This is a genomic window from Marinobacter sp. SS8-8 (assembly GCF_030540945.1).
Lineage (GTDB): Bacteria > Pseudomonadota > Gammaproteobacteria > Pseudomonadales > Oleiphilaceae > Marinobacter.
In genome coordinates this window covers 73,312-87,968 of the sequence record NZ_JASSVN010000011.1, presented here as the reverse complement: position 1 = coordinate 87,968, position 14,657 = coordinate 73,312, and the positions used below count along the sequence as shown (strand labels likewise).

The following is a 14,657-nucleotide window of genomic DNA, read 5'->3' as shown; positions in this document are numbered from 1 at the left end:
ACTGACCGGTAAATTATTCTTCCAGATAGGTGTAGCCCTCCAGCCCGGAAGAGAGCTCTGCCAGCAGTGCCGACTGGGTTTCCGGTGTCAGCCCGGACGCCGTGAACTGTCGCCGATACGCTTCCAGCAGGGCGTCCGGTTCAAAGTTGACGTAACGAAGGACCTTCGCCACGGTATCTCCGGTGATGGGCGCACCGATCTCGTACCCGCCCTCCGTTGTCAGGCGGACATCCACGGAATGGGTGTCGCCGAACAGGTTGTGCATGTCTCCGAGGATTTCCTGATAGGCCCCGGTCATGAAAAAGCCCATGAGGAGAGGCTCTCCGGGCTGGTCTTCCGGCAAAGGCAGGGTGGTTTCCGTGCCCTGGCCATCCACGTACCGGTCGATGCGGCCATCGGAATCACAAGTGATGTCCTGGATCACGGCGCGGCGATTCAGCGGGCGATTCAGGCCGTTGACCGGCATGACCGGGAAAATCTGGTCAATGCCCCAGACATCCGGCAGTGACTGGAACAGGGAGAAATTCACGAACAGCTTTTCGGCCAGTTTTTCGTTGAGCTCGTCGATGATTTCCCGGTGGGCCCGGTTGCTGCTGTCCAGTTGGTTTCGCAGCAGGCGGCAGCAGCGGGTATACAGCGTTTCAGCCTCTGCCCGCTCCTGCAATGAAAGCAGGCCGTGGGCAAACTGGGCATGAACATCCGCCATGGCATGCAGCACATCGTGGTAGATCTCTGCCAGTGAGCGTGGGGAGTTGGTCTCTTCCAGGCTCTCCAGATCGCGCCAGAGATCGTGCAGCGGGGCCGGTGCCCCAGGTTCCGGCTGCTTCGGGGCGCGATTTTCCGGCGCTTCGCGATCAATCACGTTGGTCACCAGTACCGAGTGATGGGCAGTGAGGGCGCGCCCGGATTCGCTGATCAGATCCGGGTGGGGAATGCCTTGGCGGTCGCACTCCGCTTGCAGAATATGCACCACGTTGTAGGCGTATTCATAAACGCTGTAATTCATGGAACAGCTGCTGCGGGAGCGGGTACCCTCATAATCGACGCCCAGGCCACCGCCGATATCGACCGTGCCGATCGGGGCGCCCATCTGGCGTAGCTCACTGTAAAACCGGGCACACTCCCGCAAGCCGGTCTGGATGTCCCGGATATTGGCAATCTGGGAGCCGAGATGGAAATGCAGCAGTTGCAGGGCACCCAGCGCATCAGCCGCGCGCAGGGTGTTTACCACATCAAGCACCTGGCTGGCGGACAGGCCGAACTTGGATTTTTCACCACCGGTATTCTGCCAGTTGCCTTTGCCAATGGTCGCCAACCGGGCCCGAACGCCAATCAGCGGTTCAACGCCCAGGTTGTTGGCTTCCTCCAGAATCAGCGGCAGCTCCGATTGTTTCTCCACCACAATAAATACCCGGTGGCCCAGGGCCTGGCCAATCAGGGCCAGGCGAATGTATTCCCGGTCCTTGTAACCGTTGCAGACAATCACCGAGCCCGGTTGCCGGGACATCGCCAGCACCGCCATCAGCTCGGGCTTGCTGCCTGCCTCAAGGCCGATCTGTCCCTTCGAGGCGGCAGGCTCCGCAGCCAGAAGTTCTTCAACCACCCGCCGCTGCTGGTTCACCTTGATGGGGTAAACTGCTGTGTAGCGGCCCCGGTACGCCTGCTCGTTCGCCACCTTGTTGAAGGCATTGCACAGTTTATTGACCCGATCATGCAGGATATCGACAAAGCGGATGAGAACCGGAAGCTGGAGCCCGGATTCGGTCAGTGTGTGGGTCAGCTGCGGCAGATTGATCTGAGCCGCGGTGTGGCCGCGGTCCGGCCGGATCATTACCTGGCCCCCGGCGTTGACGCCGATGTAGCCATCACTCCAGTGGGCAATGTTATAAACCTTGTGGGCCGGGGTCGCGCTGGCTTCGCTCATGCTTGCTATCCTGTCAGGAAACCGGAGCCGGCGGCTGTTCGGTCAGGGGCCGGCCTATGGCCGCCATTGTAGGGATTCCCATCCCCGCCTAAAAGAACCGGGTGCGGAAATTATCTGTCCGGTAATAACGATTATCCCTTTAGCTCAGGGTGGGGCACCCCTACAATATGCCCTTTCAACACAGCCCAAGGGCCACAGCGGGAGGCAAGAGATGACAGTACTCAATGATGGCTGGTTTACCGAGGTGTTCCAGGACCAGGGAACGGCGTTCTCCCTGCAGGTGAAAAAGAAGCTCCACCAAGAGCAGACGCCGTTCCAGAAGCTTGAGATCTATGAAACTGAGACCTTCGGCAACCTGATGGTTCTGGATGGCTGCGTGATGCTGACCACCCGGGATAATTTCCTGTACCACGAGATGATGACGCACCCGGCCCTGTTTACCCATCGGGACCCGAAAAAGGTGGTGATTGTTGGTGGCGGCGATTGCGGCACCCTGAAGGAGGTGCTCAGGCATCCGGGTGTGGAAGAGGCTTGGCAGGTGGAAATTGATGAGCGGGTTACCCGCCTGTCAGAGAAGTATTTTCCGGAGTTGTGCGAGGCGAACAGCGACCCGCGCGCCAATTTTTTCTTTGGTGATGGCATCCAGTGGATCCGCGACATGGCGCCGGGCAGTGTAGACCTCATCATTATCGACAGCACGGATCCGGTCGGCCCGGCGGAAGGCCTGTTTGCCGTGGATTTCTACCGTGACGCCATGCTGGCGCTGCGTGAGGGCGGCATTATTGTGCAGCAGAGTGAGTCTCCTCTGCTGCACACCAACACCATCATCAAGGACATCCACAATGACATGCGCAAGGCCGGCTTCCGTCACCTCCAGACCCTGCCGTTCCCGCAGCCGGTCTATCCGACCGGCTGGTGGAGTTGCACCATGGCCAGCAAGGAGAACCCGGTAAAATATTTCCGCGAGGACGATGTCAACAACCGGCCGTTCGTGACCCGCTACTATAATGCCGGAGTGCACTACGGGGCCTTGGCGATGCCCCAGTTCATGGTGGATGCGCTGGAGGATGAGATCAGGCCAGAGGAAGGTTAAGCCGGCAAAAAAAGAGGGGCGCCAGATGGCACCCCTCTTCGCTTTTATGTTGCCAGCGATTATTATTTGCTGCTGACAAACTCCGGATAGGCTTCCATACCACACTCGGACAGATCCACACCTTCGTACTCGTCCTCTTCGCTTACCCGAATGCCCATGACAGCCTTGAGAATACCCCAGACAATCAGGCTGGCAACGAATACCCAGACGAAGATGGTGATGGCGCCGATGATCTGGCCGCTGAAGCTGACGTCGCCGTTAGTGACCGGAACCAGCAGCAGGCCCAGCAAGCCACAGGTACCGTGAACCGAGATGGCGCCCACCGGGTCGTCGATGCGCAGCTTGTCCATGGTCACGATGCTCAGGACCACCAGGATGCCGCCGAAGGCACCGAAAAGGGTCGCAGTCAGGGCGCTCGGAGTGGATGGTTCAGCCGTGATAACCACCAGGCCAGCCAGCGCGCCGTTCAGCAGCATGGTCAGGTCAGCCTTGCCAAACATCAGGCGGGCGGTGATCAGGGCGGCAATTGCACCGCCGGCCGCGGCGGTATTGGTGTTCAGGAACACCATGGCCACGGAGTTGGCGCTGGCGATGTCGCCCAGCTTGAGAACCGAACCGCCGTTGAAGCCGAACCAGCCCATCCACAGAATGAAGGTACCGAGAGTTGCAAGCGGCAGGTTGGCACCCGGGAAGGCGCGGATTTCGCCGTTCGGGCCGTATTTGCCTTTACGGGCACCCAGCAGCAGAACGCCTGCCAGAGCTGCGGCCGCACCAGCCATATGAACGATACCGGAACCGGCAAAGTCACTGAAGCCGAGGTCGCCCAGGGTATACATGCCGAACACCGAAGCGCCGCCCCAGGTCCAGGCACCTTCCATCGGGTAGATGAAGCCGGTCATGAACACAGCAAAGACCAGGAAGGCCCAGAGCTTCATGCGCTCGGCCACGGCGCCGGAGACGATAGACATAGCCGTTGCAACGAACACAACCTGGAAGAAGAAGTCAGACGCGCCGGAGTAGATGGAGCCACCCTCGAAGCCGTCTTCCCGGCTGGCGAAGTCACCCAGAACAGCGGCGGTGTCAACGTCCGCGATCCCGGAAAGGAAAATGTTACCGCCGTACATGATGGCATAGCCACTGACCAGGTACATGATGCTGGCGATGGCAAACAAAGCCACGTTCTTGGTCAGGATTTCCGTGGTGTTCTTGGCACGCACCAGGCCAGATTCCAGCATGGCGAAGCCCGCTGCCATCCACATAACCAATGCACCGCACACCAGGAAGTAAAAGGTGTCTATAGCATACTGCAGGTGAAAAAGATTGCTTTCCATATGAAGCCCTCCGCACGAGGCTTTTCAGGTTATAAATTTTTTTGCGTTGGCTGATCGAAAAAATCAGAGCGGGTTCAGACCGCTTCTTCGCCGGTTTCGCCTGTCCGGATACGGATGGCCTGTTCCAGTTCAGTCACGAAAATCTTGCCGTCACCGATCTTGCCGGTGTTGGCTGCCTTGGTAATGGATTCGATGACCTGGTCCAGCAGGTTGTTGCTAATGGCCACTTCCACTTTGACCTTGGGCAGGAAGTCCACCACGTATTCCGCGCCACGGTACAGTTCTGTGTGGCCTTTCTGCCGACCGAAGCCTTTGACTTCAGTGACGGTTACGCCTTGCACGCCAATCTCGGATAGTGCCTCACGGACATCATCCAGTTTGAAAGGCTTGATGATCGCTGTCACAAGTTTCATTGCTTTCTCCTTGGTAAAGCCGTCCCAACAGTGAGGGCCCGTCGGCCAGTTGTTGAGGTCGGGATGCTGCCACCTCGCACACCAATTGTGCGGATTGCGTACGAGGGCTTTAGCATCGGGTATGCCAACGCAAAAAAAACACATTCAAAACAATAATCTACAATATCCGCGTACCAGAATGGCGCAAAGATCTGCACCAAAATGGAGCGGGCAGTCAGCCGGTGAGTCAAATTGGAGCGGGCTCACTGGCCGTTCGTCCATTATTATAAGGCCGACCGGGCACAGTATGGCAGGGGCTGCGGTGTGATACACTCCCGTAAACCGGTGAGAGCTCCTCTCTTTTAGTCGAAGCCCGACATTTCTGGAATCAGTGAGGTGATGTGTGAAGGGTCCCCAGGATATTTTCGCCCAGTTACAGGGCCAGCTTGGTCAGTTCGTTCCCGATATGGCCCGCGCCGCCCGAGAGGATTTTGAAACCCAGGCTCGGGCAACGGTGATGTCGGTCCTGTCCCGCCTGGAACTGGTAACCCGGGAAGAGTTTGATGCCCAACAGGCGGTGCTGCTGAAGACCCGTGAAAAGGTGGAGGCGCTCGAAAAACGGGTCGCCGAGCTGGAAAAGTCCCTGCAGGAACAATAAACTCCGGATCAGTCCGGCAGGGTGCCGGGCACGGTTTTCCGGTCACCATGGAAGGTTGTCATGTTAGCTATCGTTCATTCCCGCGCCATAATCGGCGTGTCTGCTCCACCCGTTACAGTTGAAGTCCACCTCTCAGGGGGATTGCCGGCACTCTCGATTGTCGGCCTCCCTGAAACCGGCGTTCGCGAGAGCAAGGAGCGGGTTCGCAGTGCCCTTCTGAATGCGGGGTTCGACTTCCCCGCCCGCCGCATTACGATCAACCTCGCCCCCGCTGATCTGCCCAAGGAAGGCGGCCGGTTTGACCTGCCCATTGCCCTTGGGGTTCTGGCGGCATCGGGCCAGATTCCGGCGGAGAGTCTTGCCGGTTGCGAGTTTCTCGGGGAGCTGTCCCTCGATGGCGCGCTGAGGCCTCTGAAGGGCGTGCTTCCGGCTGTGCTTGCTGCCCGGCAGGACCAGCGAGCCTTGCTGGTTCCCCACGGCAATGCCGGCGAGGCGGCCCTGGCCAGCCAGGGTGACGTGCTGGCGGCCGGCCACCTGTTGACCGTATGTGAACACCTCAGCGGCCGGGCCAGGCTGGTTCCGGTGCCCAAATCACCACTGGAGCGGGTACCCGGCAACAACGGTGAGATACCAGACCTCTCCGATGTCCGCGGCCAACGGGTCCCTCGCAGGGCGCTCGAAGTGGCCGCCGCCGGCGGCCACAACCTGTTATTGTTCGGGCCGCCTGGTACCGGCAAGAGCATGCTGGCCAGCCGTCTGCCGGGTATTCTTCCGGCATTGACCGACGATGCGGCCATGGAAGTTGCCAGCGTTCACTCGGTTGCCGGGCTTGCCATGAGAGAGGGCGGGTGGCGCCAGCCGCCGTTCCGGGCGCCCCACCACACAGCATCCGCGGTGGCTCTGGTCGGTGGCGGGAGCAGCCCGCGGCCGGGGGAAATCTCTCTCGCCCATCGCGGCGTACTTTTTCTGGATGAATTGCCAGAGTTTGAGCGTCGGGTTCTGGAAGTGCTTCGGGAACCCATGGAAACGGGGCACATTACGATCAGCCGGGCCGCGCGCCAGGTGAATTTTCCGGCTCGCTTTCAAGTCGTCGGGGCGATGAACCCATGCCCCTGCGGTTACAGTGGTCACCCGACCATTGAGTGTCAGTGTACACCGCAGCAGGTGATGCGGTATCGGTCGAAGATCTCCGGGCCTCTGCTGGACCGGTTCGATCTGCATGTGGAGGTCCCGGTTCAGGGTGGCGGCCTACTGATGCAACAGGGCGGCGATGGCGAGGCCAGTGCCAGGGTCCGGGAACGGGTTATCGCAGCCAGGATGAAACAATCGGAGCGGGGTTGCGTGAACGCTGCCCTGGCAGGGCGGGGACTTCACTCAGCTTGTCAACTGGACCACCAGGGAGAGCAGTTGCTCTGCGGCGCCATGGAGAAGCTGGGGCTGTCGGCCCGGGCATTGCACCGGATATTGCGGGTGGCTCGTACCCTCGCGGATCTTGAGGACTGTGACGGACTCCACCAGGTCCACCTGGTTGAGGCGCTCGGCTACCGGCAACTGGATCGCCAACAGGGGCGCAATTCGGTGGTATCCGCCTGAACCTTGTCACTCTGGTAGACTGTGGTCAAAGTCCGTTGAACAAGACCCGCTGCCGGCGGTTAAGGATTGCAGATGACTGACCAGAAAGAGCCGCAAGATCCGAAAGGCACTGCCACGGAATCACCGGTAACAACCCGCCGTGGCGTGCGCAGCTTTGTCCTGCGCCAGGGCCGAATGACCGAGGGCCAGAAAAAGGCGTTTGAGCGCAGTTGGCCGAAATACGGCCTCACCCGGGAAGACGGAATGATCGATCCGCGCCAGGTGTTTGGCCGGGACGCCATGCTGAATCTGGAGATTGGGTTTGGCATGGGCAAGTCCCTGGCGGAGATGGCGGAAGCTGCCCCGGAGCAGGATTTCATCGGTGTCGAGGTGCACCAGCCAGGTGTGGGTGCTCTGCTCAGGGAGGTTGAGGATCGCGGCCTGGACAATGTCCGGATCTATAGCATCGATGCCAATGACGTGATTGATCTGTGCCTGCCGGATGCCTGTCTGGATCGGGTGATGGTGTTCTTCCCGGACCCCTGGCACAAGAAAAAGCATCACAAGCGCCGGCTGATCCAGCACGAGTTTGTCCAGCGTGTTCGCCACAAGCTCCGGGTGGGCGGTATTCTCCATCTGGCGACGGACTGGGAGAACTACGCGGAACACATGATGGAAGTAATGAATGAATCCGAAGGGTTTGTTAATGCCCGGGAATCCGGAGGATATTCACCGCGACCGGAAGATCGTCCGATTACCAAGTTTGAAAAGCGGGGCGAAAACCTTGGACACGGGGTATGGGATCTGTTGTTTTATCGAACCAATTAGTCGGTGACCCCCGGCAGGAATGGTCGGGCGGAGCTTCAGTGGTGCGCCAGCGGACGGCGCCGCGAGGCCCGGAGAATGACCAGCCCGGCCATGCCCAGGGTCAGCGCGGTAAATTTGACCAGGGCGCAGAGGGTTGCCGAAAGGCTCATCGCATCGGTGGGCGGGCTGAAATTGTTCAGCAGCAGGATGTTCTCGGCAACATCACTGAGCCCGGCCGTTACGAATAGTGCTCGGACCCATCTGGCCACCATGCGCTCACGGATTCCGGGGCGATCCCGGGTGAAGTGATGGGTCAGGAGAACCAGGGCGATGGTGTAGGCGGGAATAAACAGGAAATCCAGCCACAAGGAAACCTTGGCCCAGACAACGCCCTCACTGCGCCAGCTACGAATGATGGCGTGCGCCTGGTCAGCTGTGCCGGCGAGCTGGTAACTGACAATGCCTTGGGGAGCGGAAGCGGACTGCAATGGCTGATTGATCAGCAGCAGGGCAAACAACAGCACCGCAGCCACGACCAGGCTGACTTTCAGGCCTTTTGGAAAGGCTGCCAATCCGTGCGCAGGGTCCATTACAGAAAACGCTCCAACAGGCTGTTAAGGTATCTCTGGCCCAGGGCTGTGGCCTGCAGCCGGTCTTCAACCAGCAGTTTCTCATCGCGTGCTGTTTTCAGTTTTACCCCAACTGATGACAGGGGTAAACCCGTTCGCTCGCAAAAAAGGCGTTCGCTCACCCCCTCTGTAAGCCGCAGGGCGTTCATCAGGAATTCCAGGGGCAGGTCTTCGGGAGCAATCATGGCATTGCCTGCTGTCCGGCTGCCGATCCGGTTCAGGTAAGCTTCGGGCTGGCGGGTTTTCCAGTATCGCCGGATGCTGCCATCGGCCAGGCTGATCTTGCCATGGGCTCCGGCGCCAAGCGCCAGGTAATCACCAAAGGTCCAGTAATTCAGGTTGTGGCGTGACGCGCTATCGCCTCGGCTCCAGGCTGAGACCTCGTAATCCTGAAAACCCTGCTGCCGCAGAAGTTGGATGCCCTGCCGATAGATGTCCCAGAGGTGATCGTCGTCCGGCATATCCGGTGGCCGGCTATGGAATTCGGTGTTCGGCTCCAGGGTCAGTTGATACCAGGACAGATGCGGAGGCTGGTAATCGAGAGCGGTTCTGAGATCTTCCAGTGCCTGCTCAGGCGTCTGGCCTGGTAACCCGTGCATCAGGTCTATGTTGAGGTTGTCGAACCCCGCCTGACGGGCGGCAGTAATGGCGCCATGGGCGGCTTCGCTGTCGTGGATGCGCCCCAGTGCTTTCAGGTGGCTGGAGTTGAAACTCTGAACCCCGATGGACAACCGGTTGATACCGGCTTTCCGGAAGGCCTCGAAGCGGCCGGTTTCCAGTGTTCCCGGATTGGCTTCCAGGGTGATTTCTGCATCGGGTGTGATGTTGAGCCTTGCCCGCAAGTGGTCGAACAGCCGGTGGTAGAAATCACCACTCATCAGTGACGGTGTGCCGCCTCCGATAAAGAGGGTTTCTATGGGGCGTCCGGAAACGAAAGCCAGGTCCTGGTCGAGGTCTTCAACCAGGGCGTCAAGGTAGGCGGATTCCGGAATTGCGTCTGTAGTGGAGTGAGAGGTGTGGATAGCGTGGGAGTTGAAGTCGCAGTAGGGGCACTTGCGCACGCACCAGGGCACATGGATATACAGGCTCAGTGGCGGGCAAACCGCCGCCGGTTGGTAACTGTCGACGGGTTCGTGGCTGTCCACCGGTTCAGGACTGCCCACAGATTCAGCACTGCGCACCGGCTAAGGACTCCGCTCTGAGCTGTTCTGCCAGAAGCCTCAGGGCCCGGCCCCGGTGGCTGATGCGGCCTTTCTCGGTGCGGGACAATTCCGCCGCGCTGCAACCCTGTTCTGGAGCCAGGAACACCGGATCGTACCCAAAACCGCCGTCGCCGCTGGGTACCCGGAGTATTGACCCGGACCAGCGGCCATGACAAATCACCGGGGTCGGGTCATCGGCGTGGCGAAGGTATACCAGCACACAGTGGAACTGCGCTCCTCGCTGCTCGTCCGGGATGCCGGCCATGGCTTCGAGCAGCGCGTTTACGTTGTCCTGGTCCGTGGCGTTTTCGCCTGCAAAGCGGGCAGAGCGAACACCGGGCTGGCCTCCGAGGGCATCAACGGCCAGTCCGCTATCGTCTGCCAGGGCGGGCAGTCCGGTTGCCCTGGCTGCGTGCCGGGCTTTGAGAATCGCGTTCTCGACAAATGTAACGGCGGGTTCCCCGACCTCATCCACCCCAAGCTCTCCCTGGGCAATCGGGGTTATGCCCAGGGGCGCCAGCCACCCGGCCAGTTCGGCAATTTTGCCTTTGTTGTTGCTGGCGATAACGAGCTTTTCGGTCATAACGGGCTCAATCGTTGAACAGTGTGTGGGCAAACCGTACCGCCAGATCCTGCGGATGGCCGGTGGGACGCGCGGTGATGTTGAAGGTCATCAGCTCACCGGACGGGTACTGGTACTCGGCGATGAAATAGACGGAATCGCCTTCCTGAATCCGGCGGAACGCCAGGAATCGCACCTGCTGGACATCGTTGGCCACCTTGCCCTCCACCTGGCCACTCACCGGAGACATGGAGCCGTCCTCGTTTTCCTCCATGATGGCAATGTTGACGATGCCAATGCCCTTGCTGCGCTGAAGGTTGTAGGCTTTGGCAATCTCCGGAGCCAGAAAGGTGCTGGGCAGAACGCTCCAGAGTACGGTGTAGTCACCGAAGTTTTTTGAACCCGCATGGACCTGGGCGCTGAACAGGCCAATGAGTGTGACAATCAGGAGGCTGCGCAGAAGGTTGCGGCATGTGGAAACGGTTTTTGCGATCATTGGTTGGTCTCCCGTGTAATCCGGTAAATGGCGATCTCGCCCAGCAGGTTTGGCCACAAGCGGGCCAGCCAACTGTTCTGGTGCTGGCGGTCCACCACCCGCCGGCTTTTGATTTTGATGCCTTTCTGTCGGCACAGGGCCTCAAAATCCTTGAAGGTGCACAGCCGTATGTTAGGCGTGTTATACCATTTATACGGCAATGCCTCGGACTCGGGCATACGCCCGCTCAGGGTTAGTCCCCAGCGCAGGCGCCAGTGGGCAAAGTTCGGGAAGGTGACGATGCCTTCGCTGCCAACCCGCAGCATTTCATCCAGAACCTTGTCTGGCCTCCGCACGGCCTGCAGCGCCTGGGTCATCAGAACAATATCGAAACTTCCGTCATCAAAGTTGCCCAGCCCCTGGGTGTCAAGGTTCTGTTCGATGACCGCGACGCCCCTGCCCATGCAGGTTGTGATGTGGTCCGGGTTGATCTCCAGGCCGAAGCCGCTGGCGCCTCGCTCCCGGTGGAGGAAGTCGAGCAGGGTGCCATCACCACAGCCCAGATCAAGTACATGGTGGCCGGGCTGAACCCATTGCTGGATGATTTCGAGATCCGGTCTCACGCACCGACCTCCCTTGCGACGCGGTCCATGTAGGCGTTGAAAATATCAGTATACCGTGGTGTGGGAATCAAAAAGGCGTCGTGGCCCCAGGGGGCATCCACTTCAGCATAGCTGACTTGGCGCCTGGCCGCGATCATGGCGTTAACCATCTCTTCCGAGCGGGACGGAGTGAAGCGCCAGTCGGTACTGAAGGAAAGGACCAGGTACTCGCAGGTAGCCGCAGCGAGGGCCTTGGACAGGTCGCCGCCGAACTCATAGGCCGGATCAAAGTAATCCAGCGCCCGGGTCATCAACAGGTAGGTGTTGGCGTCGAAGGATTCGGAGAATCGCTCGCCCTGGTAGCGCAGGTAGCTTTCCACCTGGAATTCGGCGTCGTAGCCGAACTTGTAGGCCTGGTCCCTCAGTTCGCGGCCAAACTTCTCGCCCATGGAGGCATCGGACAGATAGGTGATGTGCCCGACCATTCGTGCAAGCATAAGGCCCCGGCGGGGGACGGTATCGAAGTCGTAGTAGCGGCCGTCGTGGAATTCCCGGTCTGAGGTGATGGCCTGGCGCGCCACCTCGTTAAAGGCAATGTTCTGGGCCGTCAGCCGGGGTGTAGAGGCAATAATCACCGCATGCCGCAGGCGGCCCGGGTAGTCCAGGCTCCACTGCATTGCCTGCATGCCGCCCAGGGACCCTCCAATCACGGCGGCCCAGCAATCAATGCCGAGCCGGTCCGCCAGCAGGGCCTGGCTTTTTACCCAGTCGCCGACGGTAATGACCGGAAACTCCGGCCCGTAGGGCTTGCCGGTCGCGGGGTTGGTGCTGCCCGGGCCAGTGCTGCCGTGGCAGCCTCCGAGGTTGTTCAGGCTGACGACAAAAAAACGGTCGGTATCGATGGGTTTTCCTGGCCCGATGCAGCTGTCCCACCAGCCCGGCTTGCGGTCTTCGGCGGAATGATAGCCGGCGGCGTGGTGATGCCCGCTCAATGCGTGGCAGATGAGCACGGCATTGCTCGCATCCGCGTTCAGTGTGCCGTAGGTCTCGACCACCAGGTCATAGTTTTCCAGGGTCTGGCCACAGGCCAGATCGATGGGAGCGTCGAAATGATAGGTCTGCGGGGTGACTATCCCAACAGAATCCGCAGGCAGGGAATCGGGCATCGGCGCGAGAGGTTCCTGGTTCGATCCGTAAGTGTCTGGAACGGCAACGGCAAAGCCATCGCCAGCCCAGCAGTTTAAAGCCGGGGCGTGATGGCTGCAACCGCCTGCATGGTCGCTGTGGCGGGGCTTACACAGCCCCGGAGATGTTTACCACTTTCTGCTGGATCAGGGTAGGGGCCGGCTTGCGGATCTGGCGCTGCATGGCATCGGCCAGTTCCAGTTGTCGGCGGAGGTCGGTGATGGCGTGATTCAGGCGCTGACGCTCGGCCCGGCTGTCCCGGTCATTGCGGACCATGTCGCGCAGGCGCCGGATCTGGTGTTCCAGCAACTGCTTCTGTTCCATTGAGAATTGCATAATGGGCAGCAATGCTTCCGATGGCCAGCGCTCGACGTCTTTGCGCACCCGGGCGTGCAGGGTGCGGGCTTCACCGACCATGACATTGAAGAAGCGGCGAACCAGGACGGATTGCTCGGTCAGCAGGTTTTTCGGGCTGCTGCGGAAGCGGCGGGCCTTTTTCCGCAGTTCGCGGATGGCAATGACGTGGCGGCCGGCCCGCAGAGGTATGGGTTCCAGGTGGCGGGCACGGTTATCCTCGTTGTAGCGGCGGTATATGGCGCCCACCATTTTCTCGGCCAGATGGCCTTCGCCAAGCAGGTTGGTCAGATCACTCTCAAGCAGTTCAAAGAACTGATCCATGGCGCGGTTCATGCCGGCTGTGGTCCAGCTTTTCGACATGTTATCGCGGACTCGCTCGGCGTGGGCCTCAAAGCGCTCCTCGCTCACCAGCGCTTTCAGCAGGTTGCCCTGGGAATCCATCAGGCGCCGGCTTGAACGCAGGGTGATCAGCTTCTTGTAGTAGTAGTCGTAGTCTTTCTGGGCGCGCTCGGCCAGCCGGCCCAATGCTGCCTTGTCCATGGTCACGCCGGCACAGGCCTGGAGTTCCTCTTCCAGGGATTCCAGGCGAGTTTGCATGGCTGCCTGGCTGTTCTGCAGCATGCCCAGAAGATCGTTGATCAGGCTTTGGGTGATCAGCTGCTCCTTGTGCATCAGGATGCGCTGTATAATCAGTTGCTCAAGCTGGCCAATATTGGAGCGGTCGAACAGTTCACTGTTCTTCCTGACTCTTGCCATCAGGCCCTGTTTGGCGGAGACGGGGATGACATCATGCTGGCGCATGCCCAGATGGTCGGCGGTATAGCCGCGCACCCGGCCTATGGCTTCCTGGGTGTGGCGCTCGCCCTGCAGGTCGTCCCAGAGCACATCGATTTTGTTCAGAACGGCAAAGCGGCCGGCGCGATGGTCTGCGTGCTGGGTGTCGATATGCTCGTTCCAGATGGTCATGTCGCTGGCGGTTACGCCGGTGTCGGCGCTGAGCACGAAGATTATGGCATGGGCCCGGGGCAGCATGCTGATGGTCAGCTCGGGCTCGGAACCCAGGGCATTCAGCCCCGGGGTGTCCAGAATGCGGAGCCCGCGCTCGAACAGCGGGTGCCGGATGCTGATCTGGGCGTTACGCCATGCCGGCACCTGGACATTGCCTGGGTTGCTGCGGTCATGCTCCAGCATGTTTTCGTCAAAGCCCAGCCCCCGCGCCTCTTCCGGCGGCACGCTCTTGACCCTGGCCACCTCGGCCAGTGCTTCGCGCATGATTTCGGGGTTGCGCTCGTCCAGTTCATGCCTGACCCAACGTTCCGGCTGTTTGCGCAGTTGTTGCAGGGACAGATCGCCGTTTCGGGTTTCAATCGGTAACAGAAGCAGATAATTCTCGTTGGCGCTACGATCAAAAAACAGCTCGGTGGGACACATGGTGGTGCGCCCGGCCTGGGACGGCAGCATACGTTGGCCGTATTCCGAGAAGAACAGGGCGTTAATCAGCTCGGTCTTGCCGCGGGAGTACTCTCCGACAAACGCAATGGTCAGTTCGTCCTCAATAAGCAATTCGAGCCCGTGGCGAATGCGGATGCTGATATCGTCGGAAAACAGATTGTTATCCTGCAGCCATAACCGGTAGCGGCCAATCTGGCGGATCAGCTCTTTTTTCCAGTTGTGGTAAGCCTCTACCTGCTGCGACAGAGTTCCCTGTGGGTTCATTGGAATTTCCTTCTGCGCGACTTCCGGGTATCCCGGGCAAAGCGGGTGCTCACGGGTGACGGATTAATTACCGGCAATACTATCCTGTTGTGGTAATGTTTGCGGCTGGGCTGCGGGAGTGAAATTGGGTGAGTTGGAAAGTCACCCAAAAA

General features: G+C 59.9%; 14 protein-coding genes. 4 read left to right on the top strand and 10 right to left on the bottom strand.

Features of this window, described 5'->3' with window-relative positions:
- Positions 1–13 precede the first annotated feature (13 nt).
- Entirely contained in the window at positions 14–1,924 is a 1,911-nt protein-coding gene (gene speA / locus QPL96_RS12370) for a biosynthetic arginine decarboxylase (protein ID WP_303287676.1), read from the bottom strand.
- 211 nt (positions 1,925–2,135) lie between these two features.
- Between speA and speE the strand changes: the two genes are divergently transcribed.
- On the top strand, positions 2,136–3,017 hold the full coding sequence (gene speE, locus QPL96_RS12365) for a polyamine aminopropyltransferase (RefSeq protein ID WP_303287675.1): 882 nt from the start codon (positions 2,136–2,138) through the stop codon (positions 3,015–3,017).
- Positions 3,018–3,079: 62 nt separating this feature from the next.
- On the opposite strand, the gene QPL96_RS12360 is transcribed toward speE, so the two are convergent.
- A complete protein-coding gene (locus QPL96_RS12360; protein WP_303287674.1) occupies positions 3,080–4,348 on the bottom strand; it encodes an ammonium transporter in 1,269 nt (422 codons plus the stop codon).
- A gap of 74 nt (positions 4,349–4,422) precedes the next feature.
- Positions 4,423–4,761 (bottom strand): P-II family nitrogen regulator, encoded by a 339-nt coding sequence (gene glnK / locus QPL96_RS12355; protein WP_303287673.1) that lies wholly within the window; start codon positions 4,759–4,761, stop codon positions 4,423–4,425.
- Positions 4,762–5,143: 382 nt separating this feature from the next.
- Between glnK and QPL96_RS12350 the strand changes: the two genes are divergently transcribed.
- The 3 genes from QPL96_RS12350 (at position 5,144) to trmB (ending at position 7,798) form a co-directional block, all read left to right on the top strand.
- Complete coding sequence (locus QPL96_RS12350) at positions 5,144–5,398, top strand: accessory factor UbiK family protein (protein WP_303287672.1); 255 nt, start codon at positions 5,144–5,146, stop codon at positions 5,396–5,398.
- 60 nt (positions 5,399–5,458) lie between these two features.
- On the top strand, positions 5,459–6,991 hold the full coding sequence (locus QPL96_RS12345; RefSeq protein WP_303287671.1) for a YifB family Mg chelatase-like AAA ATPase: 1,533 nt from the start codon (positions 5,459–5,461) through the stop codon (positions 6,989–6,991).
- A 72-nt stretch (positions 6,992–7,063) separates the two neighbouring features.
- Positions 7,064–7,798, top strand: coding sequence for a tRNA (guanosine(46)-N7)-methyltransferase TrmB (trmB, locus tag QPL96_RS12340; protein WP_303287670.1), 735 nt, complete (start codon positions 7,064–7,066; stop codon positions 7,796–7,798).
- 35 nt (positions 7,799–7,833) lie between these two features.
- Here trmB and QPL96_RS12335 read toward each other — a convergent pair whose 3' ends face one another.
- The 7 genes from QPL96_RS12335 to QPL96_RS12305 form a co-directional block, all read right to left on the bottom strand.
- Complete coding sequence (locus QPL96_RS12335; RefSeq protein ID WP_303287669.1) at positions 7,834–8,367, bottom strand: hypothetical protein; 534 nt, start codon at positions 8,365–8,367, stop codon at positions 7,834–7,836.
- Positions 8,367–9,497, bottom strand: coding sequence for a radical SAM family heme chaperone HemW (gene hemW / locus QPL96_RS12330; RefSeq protein ID WP_303287736.1), 1,131 nt, complete (start codon positions 9,495–9,497; stop codon positions 8,367–8,369). The genes QPL96_RS12335 and hemW overlap by 1 nt, the downstream gene beginning before the upstream one ends.
- A 76-nt stretch (positions 9,498–9,573) precedes the next feature.
- Entirely contained in the window at positions 9,574–10,191 is a 618-nt protein-coding gene (rdgB, locus tag QPL96_RS12325) for an RdgB/HAM1 family non-canonical purine NTP pyrophosphatase (RefSeq protein ID WP_303287668.1), read from the bottom strand.
- A 7-nt stretch (positions 10,192–10,198) separates the two neighbouring features.
- Complete coding sequence (locus QPL96_RS12320) at positions 10,199–10,666, bottom strand: DUF4426 domain-containing protein (protein ID WP_303287667.1); 468 nt, start codon at positions 10,664–10,666, stop codon at positions 10,199–10,201.
- The gene (metW, locus tag QPL96_RS12315) at positions 10,663–11,268 is read right to left on the bottom strand and encodes a methionine biosynthesis protein MetW (protein WP_303287666.1); all 606 of its coding nucleotides are present in this window, start codon (positions 11,266–11,268) and stop codon (positions 10,663–10,665) included. Before metW ends, QPL96_RS12320 begins: the two co-directional genes overlap by 4 nt.
- Positions 11,265–12,413: a homoserine O-acetyltransferase gene (locus QPL96_RS12310; RefSeq protein WP_303287665.1), complete on the bottom strand. Its 1,149-nt coding sequence runs from the start codon at positions 12,411–12,413 to the stop codon at positions 11,265–11,267. The genes metW and QPL96_RS12310 overlap by 4 nt, the downstream gene beginning before the upstream one ends.
- Positions 12,414–12,540: 127 nt before the next feature.
- Positions 12,541–14,505, bottom strand: coding sequence for a dynamin family protein (locus QPL96_RS12305; protein ID WP_303287664.1), 1,965 nt, complete (start codon positions 14,503–14,505; stop codon positions 12,541–12,543).
- Positions 14,506–14,657: the final 152 nt, after the last annotated feature.

Coding starts and splice junctions, on each gene's coding strand:
- speA (WP_303287676.1), bottom strand. CDS start 1,924: ATGAGCGAAGCCAGCGCGACCCCGGCCCACAAGGTTTATAACATTGCC.
- QPL96_RS12305 (WP_303287664.1), bottom strand. CDS start 14,505: ATGAACCCACAGGGAACTCTGTCGCAGCAGGTAGAGGCTTACCACAAC.
- QPL96_RS12335 (WP_303287669.1), bottom strand. CDS start 8,367: ATGGACCCTGCGCACGGATTGGCAGCCTTTCCAAAAGGCCTGAAAGTC.
- speE (WP_303287675.1), top strand. CDS start 2,136: ATGACAGTACTCAATGATGGCTGGTTTACCGAGGTGTTCCAGGACCAG.
- QPL96_RS12345 (WP_303287671.1), top strand. CDS start 5,459: ATGTTAGCTATCGTTCATTCCCGCGCCATAATCGGCGTGTCTGCTCCA.
- trmB (WP_303287670.1), top strand. CDS start 7,064: ATGACTGACCAGAAAGAGCCGCAAGATCCGAAAGGCACTGCCACGGAA.
- QPL96_RS12320 (WP_303287667.1), bottom strand. CDS start 10,666: ATGATCGCAAAAACCGTTTCCACATGCCGCAACCTTCTGCGCAGCCTC.
- QPL96_RS12310 (WP_303287665.1), bottom strand. CDS start 12,413: ATGCCCGATTCCCTGCCTGCGGATTCTGTTGGGATAGTCACCCCGCAG.
- QPL96_RS12360 (WP_303287674.1), bottom strand. CDS start 4,348: ATGGAAAGCAATCTTTTTCACCTGCAGTATGCTATAGACACCTTTTAC.
- rdgB (WP_303287668.1), bottom strand. CDS start 10,191: ATGACCGAAAAGCTCGTTATCGCCAGCAACAACAAAGGCAAAATTGCC.
- glnK (WP_303287673.1), bottom strand. CDS start 4,761: ATGAAACTTGTGACAGCGATCATCAAGCCTTTCAAACTGGATGATGTC.